The organism is Pseudomonadota bacterium, from assembly GCA_039028935.1.
Lineage (GTDB): Bacteria > Pseudomonadota > Gammaproteobacteria > Steroidobacterales > SZUA-146 > SZUA-146.
The window spans coordinates 197,992-214,728 of record JBCCHD010000001.1; the positions used below are offsets into that span (position 1 = coordinate 197,992).

Annotated in this window: 14 protein-coding genes; 12 read left to right on the top strand and 2 right to left on the bottom strand. The window is 57.6% G+C overall.

The window, feature by feature from the left end:
• The first annotated feature begins 21 nt into the window (after window positions 1-21).
• Complete coding sequence (locus tag AAF465_00825; protein MEM7081269.1) at window positions 22-846, top strand: MBL fold metallo-hydrolase; 825 nt, start codon at window positions 22-24, stop codon at window positions 844-846.
• Complete coding sequence (gene purL / locus AAF465_00830) at window positions 840-4,709, top strand: phosphoribosylformylglycinamidine synthase (GenBank protein ID MEM7081270.1); 3,870 nt, start codon at window positions 840-842, stop codon at window positions 4,707-4,709. The genes AAF465_00825 and purL overlap by 7 nt, the downstream gene beginning before the upstream one ends.
• A gap of 88 nt (window positions 4,710-4,797) precedes the next feature.
• On the opposite strand, the gene AAF465_00835 is transcribed toward purL, so the two are convergent.
• Both AAF465_00835 and ettA read right to left on the bottom strand, forming a co-directional pair.
• Window positions 4,798-5,970: a FecR domain-containing protein gene (locus tag AAF465_00835; GenBank protein ID MEM7081271.1), complete on the bottom strand. Its 1,173-nt coding sequence runs from the start codon at window positions 5,968-5,970 to the stop codon at window positions 4,798-4,800.
• A 75-nt stretch (window positions 5,971-6,045) separates the two neighbouring features.
• A complete protein-coding gene (gene ettA / locus AAF465_00840; GenBank protein MEM7081272.1) occupies window positions 6,046-7,716 on the bottom strand; it encodes an energy-dependent translational throttle protein EttA in 1,671 nt (556 codons plus the stop codon).
• A gap of 150 nt (window positions 7,717-7,866) precedes the next feature.
• Here ettA and glyA point away from each other — a divergent pair, with 150 nt between their 5' ends.
• The 10 genes from glyA to AAF465_00890 all read left to right on the top strand — a co-directional run bounded on the left by glyA (window position 7,867) and on the right by AAF465_00890 (window position 16,682).
• On the top strand, window positions 7,867-9,135 hold the full coding sequence (gene glyA, locus AAF465_00845) for a serine hydroxymethyltransferase (protein MEM7081273.1): 1,269 nt from the start codon (window positions 7,867-7,869) through the stop codon (window positions 9,133-9,135).
• A gap of 91 nt (window positions 9,136-9,226) precedes the next feature.
• The gene (gene nrdR, locus AAF465_00850) at window positions 9,227-9,721 is read left to right on the top strand and encodes a transcriptional regulator NrdR (GenBank protein ID MEM7081274.1); all 495 of its coding nucleotides are present in this window, start codon (window positions 9,227-9,229) and stop codon (window positions 9,719-9,721) included.
• A gap of 119 nt (window positions 9,722-9,840) precedes the next feature.
• Entirely contained in the window at window positions 9,841-10,965 is a 1,125-nt protein-coding gene (gene ribD / locus AAF465_00855) for a bifunctional diaminohydroxyphosphoribosylaminopyrimidine deaminase/5-amino-6-(5-phosphoribosylamino)uracil reductase RibD (protein ID MEM7081275.1), read from the top strand.
• Window positions 10,966-10,984: 19 nt separating this feature from the next.
• Window positions 10,985-11,575 (top strand): riboflavin synthase, encoded by a 591-nt coding sequence (locus AAF465_00860; protein ID MEM7081276.1) that lies wholly within the window; start codon window positions 10,985-10,987, stop codon window positions 11,573-11,575.
• Window positions 11,576-11,621: 46 nt separating this feature from the next.
• Window positions 11,622-12,734, top strand: coding sequence for a bifunctional 3,4-dihydroxy-2-butanone-4-phosphate synthase/GTP cyclohydrolase II (gene ribBA / locus AAF465_00865; GenBank protein MEM7081277.1), 1,113 nt, complete (start codon window positions 11,622-11,624; stop codon window positions 12,732-12,734).
• Window positions 12,735-12,767: 33 nt separating this feature from the next.
• Entirely contained in the window at window positions 12,768-13,235 is a 468-nt protein-coding gene (gene ribH, locus AAF465_00870; GenBank protein MEM7081278.1) for a 6,7-dimethyl-8-ribityllumazine synthase, read from the top strand.
• Entirely contained in the window at window positions 13,235-13,681 is a 447-nt protein-coding gene (gene nusB / locus AAF465_00875) for a transcription antitermination factor NusB (GenBank protein MEM7081279.1), read from the top strand. The genes ribH and nusB overlap by 1 nt, the downstream gene beginning before the upstream one ends.
• Window positions 13,682-13,883: 202 nt before the next feature.
• Entirely contained in the window at window positions 13,884-14,837 is a 954-nt protein-coding gene (gene thiL, locus AAF465_00880; protein ID MEM7081280.1) for a thiamine-phosphate kinase, read from the top strand.
• 40 nt (window positions 14,838-14,877) lie between these two features.
• Window positions 14,878-15,336, top strand: coding sequence for a phosphatidylglycerophosphatase A (locus AAF465_00885; GenBank protein ID MEM7081281.1), 459 nt, complete (start codon window positions 14,878-14,880; stop codon window positions 15,334-15,336).
• Between the two features lie 20 nt (window positions 15,337-15,356).
• Complete coding sequence (locus tag AAF465_00890; protein MEM7081282.1) at window positions 15,357-16,682, top strand: serine/threonine-protein kinase; 1,326 nt, start codon at window positions 15,357-15,359, stop codon at window positions 16,680-16,682.
• The last annotated feature ends 55 nt before the right edge of the window (window positions 16,683-16,737 follow it).

A 16,737-nucleotide genomic window follows, 5' to 3' on the forward strand; every position in this document is an offset into this window, starting at 1 on the left:
GCACTACAACGAAACGGGCCGATGCGTTTCGCCTACCTAGGAAGCGGCAGCAAGGGTAACGCGTGTGTTATCGAGGCCGGGCGCACACGAGTATTGCTCGACTGTGGTTTTTCGATTAAAGAAACCGTACGACGCTTGGCCCGCCTTGCGCTTGAGCCGCGCGATCTCACTGCGATTATGGTGACGCACGAACACTCCGACCATATCGCCGGCGTGGGAGGACTTGCGCGACGCTACGATCTGCCGGTTTATATGACGCCGGGCACGCATGCCTCAAATAAAGCCGGTGAGCTACCTGTGCTCCATCTGGTGAACAGTCATAGCCGTTTCGAACTCGGCGAGTTGGCGGTGCAGCCGGTGCCAGTGCCACATGATGCGAAGGAGCCGTGTCAGTACGTGTTCTCACATCAAGGACTAAGACTCGGCATACTCACTGATGTGGGTCACATTACACCGTTCATTGAGCGCCATTATGCGCGTTGCGACGCGCTTGTCGTGGAATGCAATCACGATCGCGAGATGCTGCACACCGGCCCGTACCCGCCGCGACTCAAGCAGCGCGTAGGTGGACAGTATGGGCATCTCAATAATGAACAGGCCGCCACGCTGTTGCGGACCGTGGATTTTCGCCGACTTAAAATGGTGATGGCCGTTCACATCAGCGAAAAGAACAACTGTGTCCACCGCGTGCGCCGCGCGCTTGAGTCCGTTTTGCCCCAGCCGGCGCCGCATGTCGAGCTGGCGGATCAAAACGACGGCACTCCCTGGTGGTGTCTGCGCACGCTTGCACAATCGCCGCCTAATTCTATTGAACTCGCGTCACCACAGGTAGAGCACTCATGCTGACCATCCACGGAGCGCCAGGTGTATCTGGCTTTCGTCTACAGAAACTGAATCAAACGCTGACACACTTGGCGCCCGATGCACGTATCGAGTCGTCTCGCTTTGTGCATTTTGTCGATATCGACGAGGCGCTTACGACCTCCGAAACTGCCCTGCTAACGCGATTGCTGACCTATGGCGATGCGTCGTCGAACGCGGATGCGACCGCCACACTCACCGTCTTGCCTCGCCTTGGAACCGTATCGCCATGGTCGAGTAAAGCCACTGATATCGCCAACAATTGTGGTCTAAGTAAGGTCAAGCGCATGGAGCGCGGTGTCGAGTACGTGATTCACGGCTTGACGCCCGAAGCCCCTTCGTTCGAAGCGATTACCGCCGTGCTCCACGATCGCATGACGGAGACGGTGATCGTGGGTGATGTGGTCGCTGAACAGCTCTTTGCGCACAGCGATCCGGCGCCGTTGGTGACGGTGCCTTTGGTCACAGAAGGTGTGGACGCTCTGGTCAGAGCCAATCGTGATATGGGTTTGGCGCTGTCTGATGACGAGATCGACTATCTTGATCATCACTATCAGCGTATGCAGCGCGATCCGACCGATGTTGAGCTCATGATGTTTGCGCAAGCCAACTCCGAGCATTGCCGGCACAAAATTTTTAACGCGGATTGGACCATCGACGGGGTCGCGCAGGACAAGACGCTATTTCAAATGATTCGCAACACTCATGAGCAATCGCCTGATCGCGTGTTATCGGCGTATTCAGACAATGCCGCAGTGATGAAGGGTAGCGTGGGTAAGCGTTTTTTTGCGCAGGCAACCACGGGGCAATACGCGGCGATCAACGAAAACATCGATATCCTCATGAAGGTTGAGACACACAACCATCCAACCGCCATTTCGCCGCACCCGGGCGCGGCAACCGGCAATGGCGGAGAAATTCGTGATGAGGGTGCGACCGGGCGTGGCGCCAAACCCAAAGCCGGACTCACCGGGTTTTCGGTGTCCCATCTGCGCATTCCGGGCCTTGAGCAGCCCTGGGAGGGACCGGAAAACAAATCGTCGCGAATCGCCTCGCCTTTGCAAATCATGCTGGAGGGGCCGATCGGCGGTGCGGCGTTCAACAATGAATTTGGTCGGCCTAATTTAACGGGCTACTTTCGTACGCAAGAACAGGTCGATGGCCAAAATACGGTGCGTGGTTATCACAAACCCATCATGATCGCCGGCGGCTTGGGGAACATTCGTCGTGATCATGTGCACAAGTGCGATATTCCAGCGGGTTCGCATGTGGTCATTATCGGCGGCCCGGCCATGCTGATCGGCTTGGGTGGCGGCGCCGCGTCATCAATGAGTTCGGGCCAGAGCGAGGAGGACCTCGATTTTGCTTCCGTTCAGCGTGATAACCCGGAAATGGAACGTCGAGCCCAAGAGGTGATCGATCGCTGCTGGGCGATGGGCGAGGACAATCCCATCCTGCTGATCCACGATGTGGGTGCGGGTGGATTGTCTAACGCGGTGCCTGAAAGCATCGACCATAGCGGTTTGGGTGGCACGCTCGACCTGCGTGAGGTGCCGAACCTTGATCCGGGTATGTCCCCGATGGAAATCTGGTGCAACGAAGCGCAAGAGCGTTACGTACTGATCATTGCACCAGACAGTCAGTCACGCTTTGATCAACTGTGCCATCGTGAGCGTTGCCCAGCCGTGCGACTTGGCATTACGACCGAGGCGCGCCAGCTCGTGCTCAACGACTCAGAGTTTGATGCAACGCCCGTCGACATGCCGATGGACGTGTTACTCGGCAAGACCCCGCGCATGTCGCGTGTCGCGACCCATCACGCAAAACACAGCGATGAGCTTGATCTGTCTGGTCTGGATTTGTCGGATGCCATTGAACGGGTGTTGTCACTGCCTGCCGTGGCCGATAAGTCGTTTCTCATCACGATTGGCGACCGATCGGTCGGCGGACTGTGCAGTCGCGACCAAATGGTCGGGCCTTGGCAGGTGCCGGTGGCTGATGTTGCCGTGACGCTGGCCGATTTCGAGGGGTACGCCGGCGAGGCCATGGCAATGGGAGAGCGCACACCGATTGCGGCGATCAACGCGGCCGCATCGGGGCGGATGGCGGTGCTCGAGACCATAACCAACTTAATGGCTGCCGACATCGACACGCTGGGCGATATTTGTCTGTCCGCGAATTGGATGGCGGCGGCAGGACATGCGCACGACGATGCGGATCTTTACGCCACCGTGCGCGCGGTGGGCGAGGAGTTATGCCCTCAGCTGGGCATTGCCATTCCGGTGGGCAAAGACTCCCTGTCGATGAAAAGCACCTGGACGGATACGCGCGCGCAGTCACACGAAGTGGTCGCGCCAATTTCACTCATTGTGTCCGGATTTGCGCGGGTAGACGATGTACGCAATACCCTGACGCCCCAGCTTGTTGATCGTGCCGATACGGAGATTGTCATGCTCGATTTCGGTGCTGGCCGTCAACGCCTTGGTGGCTCGGCGCTGGCGCAGGTGTACGGTGGTCTGGGTGGTGAGACGCCCGATGCGCCCCAGCCGGATCTGATCAAAGCGATCTTCGCAACCCTACGCGAATTGCGGGCGCAACGTCTTATTCTCGCCTATCACGATCGCTCGGATGGCGGACTGCTGGCGGCGCTCGCCGAGATGTCGTTCGCCTCGCGTCTCGGTTTGGATGTTCCAGTGCCGGATGATCACGACGCGATGCTGCGCCATCTTTTCAATGAAGAAGCGGGTTGTCTTATCCAGATCGATACGGCTTTGATCGACCGGGTGGTTGGCGTGTGCGCCAAACACGATGTGGCACACGTGCTGCACCGGGTTGCGGTGTGCCGTCAGGACCATATGGTGCGGTTGGTAACGAAGCAACAAGTCGCTTTGTTTGAGCGTTCGTTGCTTGATTTGCAGCGCACCTGGTCAGCGACCAGCTATCATCTTCAGGCGCTTCGCGACAACCCCGATTGTGCTGCGCAGGAGCACGCCCGTTTTGATCATTATGATCCTGGACTTCAAGCTGCGTTGACGTTCGATCCCGATGAAGATGTGGCGGCACCGTTGATTGCCACTGGCGCACGCCCAAGGCTCGCCGTGCTGCGAGAGCAGGGTGTCAATGGCCAGGTTGAGATGGCCGCCGCCTTTAGCCGTGCTGGTTTCGACTGTGTCGACGTGCATATGAGCGATTTGGCTGACGGCGCGACGCTGGACGGGTTTTCGGGTTTGGCCGCTTGCGGCGGTTTTTCCTACGGTGATGTGCTGGGCGCCGGGGAAGGCTGGGCCAAGACCGTGTTGTATAACGCCACGGTTCGCGACGCATTCGAACGATTTTTTGCGGCCCCCAACACCTTTGCGCTCGGCGTTTGTAATGGGTGTCAGATGATGGCGACTCTACGCGATATTGTGCCCGGCGCTGCACATTGGCCGCGATTTTTGCGCAATCGCTCCGAACAATACGAAGCGCGCGTCGTGAATCTTAAAGTGACCTCCAGTCCGTCTATCCTCCTCCATGGCATGGAAGGGTCGGTGATCCCCGTCGTGGTGTCACACGGGGAAGGGCGTGCGGCGTTTATTGATGCCGATCAGCGTGCGAAGGCACAGGGACATATCGTGGCGCAATACGTCGACAATGCCCGGCAAACGACATCGCGCTTTCCCGCTAATCCGAATGGATCGGAATTAGCGGCCGCCGGTTTTTGCAGCGAGGACGGTCGAGTCACGATCATGATGCCCCATCCCGAGCGCGTGTTTCGCACCGTGCAAAACTCCTGGCATCCGGCTGCTTGGAATGAAGACGGGCCCTGGACTCGGCTATTTCGTAACGCGCGCCATTGGCTCGGCTAATGCGTCTCGATCGCGCTCGATGTTTCGGCGCGCAGAGACGGCTGTGGTGGGTGCGATCTGTGCGTTGAAGGGTCGTTTGGCGCGTGGTTTAGTCGCCGAATACTTGACGCCGCAACCATTCGAAAAAATTCATGGGTCGCTCTTCCTCAACGTCCAGATCCAGTTGCACCAGCTCCTCGGCGTCGTATAACAGCGACGCGGACTGCATGGCCACTTCGGGGGAAGCATTGGGTGCAGCGACATGATAAAACTCGCCGCGGCTTACCGACGTTTTACCGGAATTGTTATTGAGGGCGATCACGCCGTTGAGCACCCCCACATAAAGCCCGGGATCGAGCGGGCGACCGTCGCGTATAACGCGACAGGACTGGCGAGCGCAAACACGCGCGGAAAATGAGGCGTCCTCCAGGGCAAGCGTGGCAACCGCCGTATTCACCGACAGACGTCGAGTCACTGGATCGCCTGGATCGGCGCCCACATAACGAAACCCACCCTTGATGAGCGTGAGAATAAAGTGCCGGTCTGACCCACCCGCATCCGGTGCCTGTTCAATGTGCAATCGACTGTTCGGTATAAGCGTGAGTAGTGCGCCATCGGTGAGAGCGAACACTGCCGTGGCGTCGGCATCGGTTGCAATCGCGTCCCCTTCGAATACCGGTTCATCCACCGCAAGCGGGCGGCTGGTCTCGTGTGAGTCGGCGGCCACGACCCGCTGTGTGACTTGGCGCACCGTGCCAGCCACCGCATTGGGTGCGTTTTGGGGCGCCGGCTCGGTTGATTGCGTATCCGACGTCGGCGCCGTTGCGTCGCGCGATGGGGTGGCCGCGGAGACCGGGTTAGACGCGGCGTTCTGAGGTGCTGGGTTGGTCGCTGTCGCCGTCGCGCCGTCGCGCCCGGTTGGGTTGGACGCGGGCTCAGAGGCGGTCGCCGGGGCGGACGCCGGCGGCGCCACGGACACGGGTGCTGGCGCGTCGGGATAAACCACCAGCGACAGCTCATCGCCTAACCGCATGACGGTGTCCAGGCCGCGTGGAAAGGCATCGGGATTCAATGCGACGATATCCGCCGCGACATCCGTCCAGCGTGCCATTTTGTCTGGGTAGTAGATGGCCACCACGCCATAGAGCGTGTCGCCAGCGCCCACCACGTGGGTGGGTGCTGCCGCGCTGCTCTCGTTGGTCTCGCCTTCGCGTGGGGGCGTAGGGTCAACAGCTTGGGCGCTGGCCAACGTTGCCACGAGCGCCAATGCGACGGCGAGCACAGCGGTTCGTTGCGTCGCCGATGCACGCGGAAGGAGCCGGGCAGGGTGAACCAATGGCGAGCGCATGGGCGAGGTCTAACTCAGGCGTTTGTACTTGATGCGCGTGGGGCCTTCAGCCTCTTTGCCCTTACGCCGTTTGAGGTCATCGGTGTAGTCGGCATAGTTGCCTTCAAACCACTCCACGTGACTGTCTCCTTCAAACGCGAGTATGTGCGTCGCAATACGATCAAGAAACCAGCGATCGTGAGAAATCACCACTGCACACCCGGGGAAGACCAGCAACGCCTCTTCCAGTGCGCGTAGTGTTTCGACGTCGAGGTCGTTAGTCGGCTCATCGAGCAGCAAGACGTTGCCCCCTGATTTGAGTAGCTTGGCCAAGTGAACGCGGTTGCGTTCCCCGCCGGATAACGTGCTGATCTTCTGCTGCTGACCAGTGCCCTTAAAATTGAAACGACCACAGTACGCGCGCGACGGTGTCTGATAATTGCCGACCGTAATGATGTCTTGACCGTCGGAGATCTCTTCGAACACGGTCTTGTTGTCATCCAGTGCATCGCGACTTTGATCGACATAGGCAAGCTGAACACTGTCGCCGATGCGAATGCTGCCCGACGAGGGTGCCTCGACTCCCATCATCATTTTGAACAGCGTACTTTTACCTGCCCCGTTTGGACCAATGACACCAACAATGCCGCCGGGGGGTAACGTAAAATTCATGTCCTCGACAAGCACGCGGTCGTCGAAGGCCTTGCTCACGCCTTCGGCGACAACCACCATGTCGCCCAAACGTGGGCCCGGTGGGATGTAAATTTCTTGCGTCTCGTTGCGTTCTTGAAATTCTCGAGACGACATTTCGGCAAACTGTTTGAGGCGCGCTTTGGACTTGGACTGTCGACCGCGCGCATTTGATCGCACCCACTCGAGTTCAGCCTGCATGGCTTTGCGTCGTGCGTCCTGCTGTTTCTCTTCATTTTTGAGCCGATTTTCTTTCTGCTCAAGCCATGACGAGTAGTTGCCTTCCCAGGGGATTCCGTGGCCGCGATCGAGCTCAAGGATCCAGCCCGCCACATTGTCCAAAAAGTAGCGGTCGTGCGTGACCGCAATCACCGTGCCTGGGTACTCTTCTAAAAAGCGCTCAAGCCACGCGACCGATTGCGCATCGAGGTGGTTGGTAGGCTCGTCCAGCAAGAGCATGTCGGGTTCGGACAAGAGCAAACGACATAACGCGACACGGCGTTTTTCGCCGCCCGACAGGCGGCTCACGTCCGCGTCCCAGGGTGGCAAACGCAGCGCGTCGGCGGCCACGTCCAATTTGCGCTCGAGTTCCCAGCCGTTGCACGCATCGATGGCGTCCTGAAGTTTTCCCTGCTCCGCCATCAGGTCGTCCATTTCGCTGTCGGTCAGAGATTCGCCGAATCGCATGCTTACTTCTTCAAACTTTTTCAACAAGTTAGCGGTCTCTGCCACGCCTTCTTCGACATTGCCACGGACGTCCTTGTTTTCGTCGAGACCGGGTTCTTGCTGCAAAAAACCGATTTTAATCCCCGGTTGCGGGCGCGCTTCGCCGTCGAACTCCTTGTCGAGGCCCGCCATGATTTTGAGTAGTGAAGACTTGCCGGCCCCATTGAGGCCCAGCACGCCAATTTTGGCGCCCGGGAAAAAACTCAGTGAGATGTCGCGAAGAATCGTGCGTTTGGGCGGCACGATCTTCGAAACACGGTTCATGGTATAGATAAATTGCGCCATTATGTTGCCTGTTGAAGAGATGGATGTGTGGCATTATTCGCTTTCTTGCGGGCGATGCCAATAGCCTTGCCTACAACAGATACACAGCGGCTCAATTGATATGCCCGTTTGGGAAGTTTAGGGCCGAAAACACGAGGTGCAACACACGCCATGCTGAGCAAAACAAACAACGTACGCGACTTCGATCCGGAACTCATCGTCGCGATTGATGCCGAACGGGCACGCCAGGAAGCCCATATCGAACTCATTGCTTCTGAAAACTACGCAAGCCCTCGAGTCATGGAACTGCAAGGTTCGGTGCTAACCAACAAATATGCCGAAGGGTACCCCGCTAAACGCTACTATGGCGGATGCGAGCATGTCGATGTGGCGGAGCGTCTGGCCATTGAGCGCGCATGCGCCCTGTTCGGTGCACGCTATGCAAATGTACAGCCGCACAGTGGCTCGCAGGCGAATGCCGCGGTGTTTTTTGCCTTACTCGAACCCGGTGACACCGTGCTGGGCATGAGCCTGGCGCATGGCGGTCACTTAACGCATGGCGCGAGCGTGAACTTTTCGGGAAAATTATTTAATGCGGTTCAGTACGGCGTGCGAGATGAAGACGGATTGATCGATTATGACCAAATCGAAGCACTCGCCAAGGAGCATCAACCCAAGCTCATTGTCGCCGGATTTTCCGCGTACTCCCGAACCATGGACTGGGCGCGCTTTCGCGCCATCGCCGATGAAGTCGGGGCCTATCTTCTGGTTGACATGGCGCATGTCGCCGGCCTGATTGCCGCCGGGCTTTACCCCAATCCGTTGCCGCACGCCCATGTTTGCACGACGACTACGCATAAGACTCTGCGTGGTCCACGTGGTGGCCTGATTTTGTCCAACGCCGATGAGTCCATAACCAAGAAGTTTAACTCGCTGGTGTTTCCAGGCACGCAAGGTGGCCCGCTAATGCATGTGATTGCGGCCAAAGCGGTCGCATTCAAAGAAGCGCAAGATCCGCTGTTTGTAGACTATCAAAAACAGGTGGTGGCCAATGCCAGCGCCATGGCGTCTCGATTGCAGTCTCGGGGCTATAAAATCGTATCGGGCGGCACCGACAACCATCTATTTTTGGTCGACCTGATTGGCATGGAAGTGACCGGTAAAGATGCGAGTAACGCTTTGGGTGAGGCGAACATTACGGTGAACATGAACACCGTTCCGAATGATCCGCGCTCACCGTTCGTGACCAGTGGATTGCGCATCGGCACGCCGGCCATCACCACGCGCGGTTTCAAGGTTCCAGAAGCCGAACAAATCGGTGACTGGATTGCCGATGTGGTTGATGCGCTTAATAGCGGCGATGCGTCGAACGAAATTTCGCGCGTGAAATCGGAAGTGGGTGAGCTGTGCGGTCGCTATCCGGTCTATGCGTCGGGTTAGACGCATTGCTGGATCGGCTGTACTGGTGCATCAGCCGGTGAGGGTGGGTCATGCCCGCTGCGCTAACTCGGCCAGTCACAGGTACTAAACCATGCACTGTCCTTTTTGCGGGAACCTCGAAACGAAAGTGAACGATTCGCGGCTTGCTGCCGAAGGCAATCAAGTGCGCCGGCGGCGTGAGTGTTTAGCGTGCGCAGAACGGTTTACTACGTTTGAGTCGGCTGAACTGGTGATGCCCTATCTGGTCAAAAGCGATGGTCGACGTGAGCCGTTTAATGAACAAAAGTTGCGTTCGGGTATTGTCAAAGCGTTGGAGAAACGACCCGTTGCCGCGTCGGATATCGAAGTGGCTGTCAACCACATCACACATCAGTTGCGCACGGCAGGCGAGCGTGAGCTGCCGTCGCGACGTGTGGGCGAGCTGGTGATGCAGGAGCTGCGCCAACTTGATGATGTGGCCTATGTTCGATTTGCGTCGGTGTACCGACGCTTTCAAGATGCCGCGGAATTTGCTGAAGAAGTCGAGCGACTGCAAGAGAGCAGTAGCGCGACAGATGAACAGCTTCCGCTGTTACCCAACAAGTAGTCTGTCATGACCCTACGACGCTTTCCGGTTCGCCCTACGCGCGTTCATTCAGCCACGCCGCGCTTGCCGTCTGTTTATAAGACGCGCGTTTCCCGGTCCTCATCGCCGCGTAAACGGTCATGACAACCGGATCCACAGAGATTGATCGTAAGCGCGATGCGTTCAGCCCGACGGACGAGGCTTTTATGCGCCGCGCCCTCGCGCTGGCGAGATTGGCGGCGTACTCGGTGTCGCCCAATCCCAGCGTTGGGTGCGTGCTGACTCGAGCTGACGCGATTGTCGGCGAAGGTTGGACCCAGCCGCCTGGTGGCGCACATGCCGAAATCAAAGCGCTTTCGACATGCACCGATCCGCGAGGCACTACCGCGTATGTCACGCTGGAGCCGTGCGCCCATACGGGCCGAACGGGACCTTGCTGCGAGGCGCTTATCGAAGCGGGCGTCGCGCGCGTGGTGGCCGCCATTGAAGATCCATTTGAGGCGGTACGTGGCCGAGGGCTGGCGCGACTGCGGGAAGCGGGTGTGGATGTTCAGCTTGGCTTATTGGCCGATGAGGCTCGTCGACATCACGCTGGGTTTCTAACCCGTGTCGCGACCGGGCGACCATTTGTGCGAGTGAAAATCGCGGCGAGTCTGGACGGCGCCACCGCGCTGTCTAACGGTGAGAGCAAATGGATAACCGGGGAAGCCGCTCGGCGTGATGTGCACTGGCTGCGCGCTGCGAGCGATGCAGTGGTGACCGGAGTGGGGACGGTGATAGCCGATAACCCGATGCTGACCGCGCGACTCGATCAGTCGCACACCGAGCCGTTGCGGGTAACTCAACCTCGCGCCGTGCTGTTGGATAGCGACTTTAGTTCACCACCGCAGTCGAATCTCCTCCAGCGCGATTCGTTGGTGTTCACGGCACCCGACACTGACGTGCCGGCGGGCGCGTTCGAACAGGCCGCATTACCACGCGCTGGTCGTGGCCTGGATCTTGGTGCATTGCTGGATGAGTTGGGACGTCGACAGCACAACGAGGTGTTAGTCGAAGCGGGACCGAGGTTAACCGGTGCGTTTATCGAGGCGCGCTTGTTGGATGAACTCATTGTGTACCAGGCACCGCGTCTGATGGGCGCGGGTGCGCGTACTATGGCGAATATTGGACCGTTTAGTTCGATGGACGACGTGATTCAATTGACGCCGGTGGCGTCGGAGCGGGTCGGGGACTGCACTAAGATGACGTTTACTCGATCGGACTGAAGATAAACAAAGAGGCGCTATGTTTACCGGCATTATTCAAGATTGTGGAAAAATCTCGGGGCTTGTGGAGCGCGGCGGTGACGTGCGTCTCACGATCGCTACGGACCAGCTCGATATGCGTCGCGTGGGTGTGGGCGACAGTGTGGCGGTGAATGGTGCATGCCTGACCGCGCTGGATCCTGACGACAATGGGTTTAGCGCTGACGTATCGCGCGAAACGTTGGCCGTCACGTCACTGCGTCAGGCGCGTGTGGGCATGTCGGTAAATTTGGAAGCCTCTTTACGTCTCGGCGATGGCTTGGACGGGCACCTGGTGTCGGGTCACGTCGACGCGGTGGCCAAAGTCAAAGGCTTGCGCAACGATGGGCGTTCTTGGCGTGTCCGTATCGAGTTGCCCAAGGCACTCGCACGATTTGTGGCGCCCAAAGGCAGTATTACGGTCGATGGCGTGAGTCTTACGGTGAATGACGTGACCGCGTCGGATTTTGGTGTCAATATCATCCCCCACACGTTTACCCGCACATTGTTTCAGCACTATCGCGTGGGCACTCTGGTGAACTTAGAGGTTGATCTAGTCGCTCGCTACACTGCGCGTTTGCTCGGAAAATAAGGTTCGCCAGCCACTCGGCGAGCCGCCATTGATACGCACTGTTCCTATGACAATACAATTTGATTCCATTGACGCCATTCTCGACGATCTGAAGCAAGGTCGGATGGTCATTATCCTTGATGACGAAGATCGCGAGAATGAAGGCGATCTCATTATGGCCGCGGACCACGTTGAGGCCGAGGACATTAATTTCATGGCGCGCTTCGGTCGTGGTCTGATTTGCCTCACGCTCACACGCGAGCGGTGCCAGCAGCTGCGTCTACCGCTTATGGTCACCGCCACCGATGTGGATGGTTCGACGAACTTCACCGTTTCCATTGAAGCCTCGCAAGGTGTCACCACCGGCATATCAGCGCACGATCGGGCGCAAACGGTAAAGATGGCTGTGGCGCCGGATGCTGTACCCGAAGATCTTTGTCAGCCGGGGCATGTCTTTCCCATCATGGCTCAGCCAGGGGGTGTGCTAACCCGAGCGGGCCACACGGAAGCTGGATGCGATCTGGCGCGATTGGCCGGCTGTGAGCCGGCCGCAGTTATTGTGGAGATACTCAATGATGACGGCACAATGGCGCGCCGCGAGCAGCTGTTCGAATTTGCCAAAACCCACAACCTGCGCATCGGCACTATCGCCGATCTCATCAGCTATCGACTGTCGAAAGAGGAGTCGGTCGAGCGCATCGATGACACGACGATACCGACTGAGTTCGGTGACTTTCGCCTGTTGAGCTATGAAGATCACGTCAATAAATCGGTGCATCTGGCGCTCATCAAAGGCCAGGTGAATGCAGACTTACCCGTTTTGGTGCGCGTGCACGTGCAAGATACGTTGAGTGACGTGCTCGGCGTAACCTGGTCCAGTTTGGGGTGGCCGCTGCGTGATGCGATGAAGCGGATACACGATGAAGGCAGCGGTATCATCATCGTATTACGCGGTCATGAGGGGCCGCGGGACCTTCTCGCGTCGATCCATGCCGGCGAGGCGGGCGTAGGCGGACCCACCAAGGCCAGTGAAGAAGAGATTGCCGATTTGCGCACGTACGGCATCGGCGCTCAAATTTTGCGTGATCTTGATGTGCGTCAAATGCGTGTGCTGAGTGCACCCAAAAATATGGCGGCAATTTCAGGCTTTGGTCTCGAAGTGGTCGAGTATGTGGGATAATCGAATTTTTAGAGGCGCTGCGAGGACAACACAGTGAAAGTGATTGAAGGAGATTTGGTCGCACGAGACGTACCGATTGTGATAATTGCGGGACGCTTCAACGAAGTTATTGTCAATGCGCTTGTCGATGGCGCCAAAGACGCGTTCTTGCGTCACGGCATGAGTATTAGCAACATCGATTTAATCAAAGTGCCAGGCGCTTTTGAAATTCCGTTGGCCGCCAAAGCGGCACTCAGCGATGACCGATATGCTGCTGCGGTGTGTCTTGGTGCGGTGATTCGCGGCGCGACGCCGCATTTTGACTATGTGGCAGGGCAATGCGCTAACGGTCTTCAAAAAGTGCAGCTCGATACCGGCAAGCCCGCCGTGATGGGTGTGTTGACAACCGACACAGTCGATCAAGCGGTTGAGCGGGCGGGCGGTAAAGCGGGCAACAAGGGCGCCGAAGCGGCGCTAGTCGCGCTTGAAATGCTCAACATGCTGGATCAACTCAAAGACTGATGAGTGCCCGCCACGCACAGCAGACGGCGATTCGCCGCCGCAGCCGCGCGCGTCGTCTGGCAATGCAGGCGCTTTACCAGTGGCACATTAACCCGTCGAGCGTCACCGACCTAAAACGTCAGTACACGGAAAAAAAAGAGTATGCCGATGCCGATGCGGACTACTTTGACGAGCTATTGCGGCAAGCGTTGCACGATGTAGAAACCAATTCCGACGCCATTGCGTCCCATGCCGATCGGGAATTAAGTGCGCTTGATCCGCTTGAAATGGCGATCATGATGGTGGCGCTGACCGAGCTGCGACATCATATCGACGTGCCGTATAAAGTGGTGATCAACGAAGCAATCGAGCTGTCACGGCGGTTTGGTGCAACCGACGGTCATAAGTATGTCAATGCGATTCTCGATCGCGCGGCGGCCCAATTACGCGCGGTCGAAAAACGTTAGCAACGACGCGATCAATGATCGTTGCGTGGGTGTTGCTCGAACACGCGATGTGTTCGCACTCGCGCACTTGATCCATACGCGTGCCGCAGTAAACGTGTGCGAGACACGCCCTGTCGAGTCGTTTTCGTCAGACCGCACAGTGTAGGCAGCGATCAGAACAGCGGCATTGGGATTTAGATTACTACGATGAGGTGTTGGCAGCATGGGTGAATTCGATTTGATCCGTGATTTTTTTAGCGACTTAGGCGTCGCGCGCGACGATGTCCTCATCGGTGTTGGTGATGACGGCGCGCTGCTTGAGCCACCGACGGGCAAACAGCTCGTGAGCGTCATGGACACGCTCGTAGAGTCCATTCACTTTCCTCGTAATGCCCCGGCTCGTTCTGTTGGTCATCGTTGTCTGGCAGTCAACTTGAGCGATCTTGCCGCCATGGGCGCCGAGCCGGCTTGGGCGAGCCTGAGTTTGTCCGTGCCGAGCATTGATAGCGATTGGTTGGCCGATTTCACCGCGGGTTTCGCTGAGTGCGCCAAACAACACTCGGTCTCGTTGGTCGGTGGGGATACGGTCAGCGGGCCGCTGGTGGTCACGGTGCAGGTCACCGGTCACGTCGCGCGCGAACGCTGTGTATTGCGCTCCGGCGCTAAACCCGGCGACCAGCTGTATGTTACCGGCACACTCGGGGACGCGGCGGCCGGACTGCGCGCCATGACGCGTGGCAAAGGACACAGCTTTTTAATGGACCGCTTTTTGTATCCCAATGCGCGCGTTGCGTTGGGCAAACGCCTGGGTAGTGTGGCGTCGGCGGCGATCGATATTTCCGATGGATTCGGTCAAGATTTGGGTCATCTGCTCAACGCGTCGGGTGTTGGGGCGGAGGTAGCCTTAGAAGAACTGCCGCTGTCCACTGTGATGAAGAGCGAGTTCTCTGTCGAAGAGGCGCGATATCTAGCGATCAGTGGCGGCGACGATTACGAGTTGTGTATTGCTGTACCGCTTGAACGCATGTCCGAATTTGAAGAGCACTGTGTGTCCGCATTGGTGCCCAGTCAGCGCGTGGGTGAAGTGGTGGCCACGCCAGGACTTCGTTTCACGCTCAACGGTCAACCGCACGCTGTGAATGTCGAAGGACACGAGCACTTTCAGGCGGAGCGCTAGGGTGAGCGGCTCCGACCGCGCCGTGTCGCCGCGCGATGTATTGACCGATCCGGTGATGCTACTGGCTTTCGGATTCGGTTCAGGGCTTTCCCCTAAAGCGCCCGGTACGGTCGGTACCGTGGTCGGCATTCCGTTTGCACTTATGTTAAGCCAGTTGCCACTTTGGGCGGAATGGGCTGCCATTTTACTTATGTCAATTGTCGGCGTGTTTATCTGCGGGTACGCCACAAAAAAGCTGGGTGTACACGATCATGGCGGCATTGTGTGGGACGAAATTGTGGGCTACGTCATCGCCGTTGCGTTCGTTCCAGACGGCGCTTTTTGGTTGGTTGCAGGCTTCGGGTTTTTCCGGGTGTTCGACATCATCAAGCCGTGGCCAATCCGCGAATTGGATCACAGTATCCACGGCGGCCTCGGCATTATGCTTGACGACATTGTCGCGGCTGCTTTTGCCGCGCTGTGTTTGGCGGCCCTCGCGTGGGGGTTACCCCTGATGTAAACCTGCACACCGAGAGCGCTATGTTAGACAAAATTGGCAAGTACATGATCATCAAAGAAGTGGGTCGTGGAAGCACCGGAAATGTCTATCTGTCACACGATCCGTTCTACGGTCGTGATGTCGCCATCAAGGTGTACAACAATACCGCGCAAAGCGAAGAAGACGCCGCTGTGTCGCGCAAAATGTTTTTCAACGAAGCCAATATCGTTGGCATGTTGCAGCACCCCAACATTCTCCCGATTTACGACGCCGGTGAAGAGAACGGCAACTACTACGTGGTTATGGAGCATATCCATGGCGCGCGTACGCTCTCCGCCTATTGCAAACCGGATAATCTTCTGCGCATCAATGATGTGGTACAGATCATTTTTAAATGCGCCAAGGCGCTTCACTATTCGGCCAACCGCGGCGTCGTGCACCGAGACATTAAGCCCAGCAATATCATGCTCACCACCAACAGTGATGTGCGCATTATCGACTTTGGTATTGCCATTGTGAAAAACGCTGAGCATTCACAGATTCGCGGTATCGCCGGGTCTCCCAGCTACATGTCACCCGAGCAAGTGCAGTCTGCCGAGATCACGCAGGTGTCTGACGTCTATTCACTCGGCGCAGTGATGTACGAGCTGCTTACGGGTGTGCGGCCCTTCCGGGCCTCGAATCTGACGAAGTTGCTTCACCAGATTGTCTACGCCAGTGCGCAACCTATGCACACGATTCGCCCTGAGATTCCGGAGATTCTTGAGGAGATCGTGGCAAAAGCGATGTACAAAGACCCGGCCAAACGTTTTCAAAGTGGCAAGGAATTTGCCGCGGCACTGACCCGGGCGTTTCAAGAGCTGAAGGACGACGAAGACCACATTGACAAGCAAGAGCGGTTTGAGCAGCTTCGTCAACTGTCGTTCTTCCATGATTTCTCACACGCTGAAATATGGGAAGTACTGCGCGCCAGCGATTGGCGTACCTATGGTCGAAGCCAGGAAATCGTGCGAGAGGGAGAGCTCGACGACCGCTTTTACATCATCGTTGACGGCCAGGTGGATGTGAAGCAAGCCGGCAACGTGGTCGGTTCGCTGCACAAAGGCGATTGCTTTGGTGAAACCAGTTACGTGACGGCGGCACGTCGAACGGCGACGATCAGTGCGCACAACAAAGTAACGCTTTTGAGAGTCAGCTCAACGTTGCTTGAGCAGGTGTCGACGGCCTGCCAGCTGCATTTTACGAAGACGTTTTTGCGTGCGCTGATCGAACGATTGCAACGTGCGGCCCAGCAGGAAGCGACTCAAACGCGGCTTGAGCGGGAGCGCGCGGCGTTGGCTAAAGAAGCGGCGTCCGCCACAAACTAAATCACGTTCAGCCGGTCGTCTCCGGTTGAGCCTGTTTCACCCCATCAAGCACTCG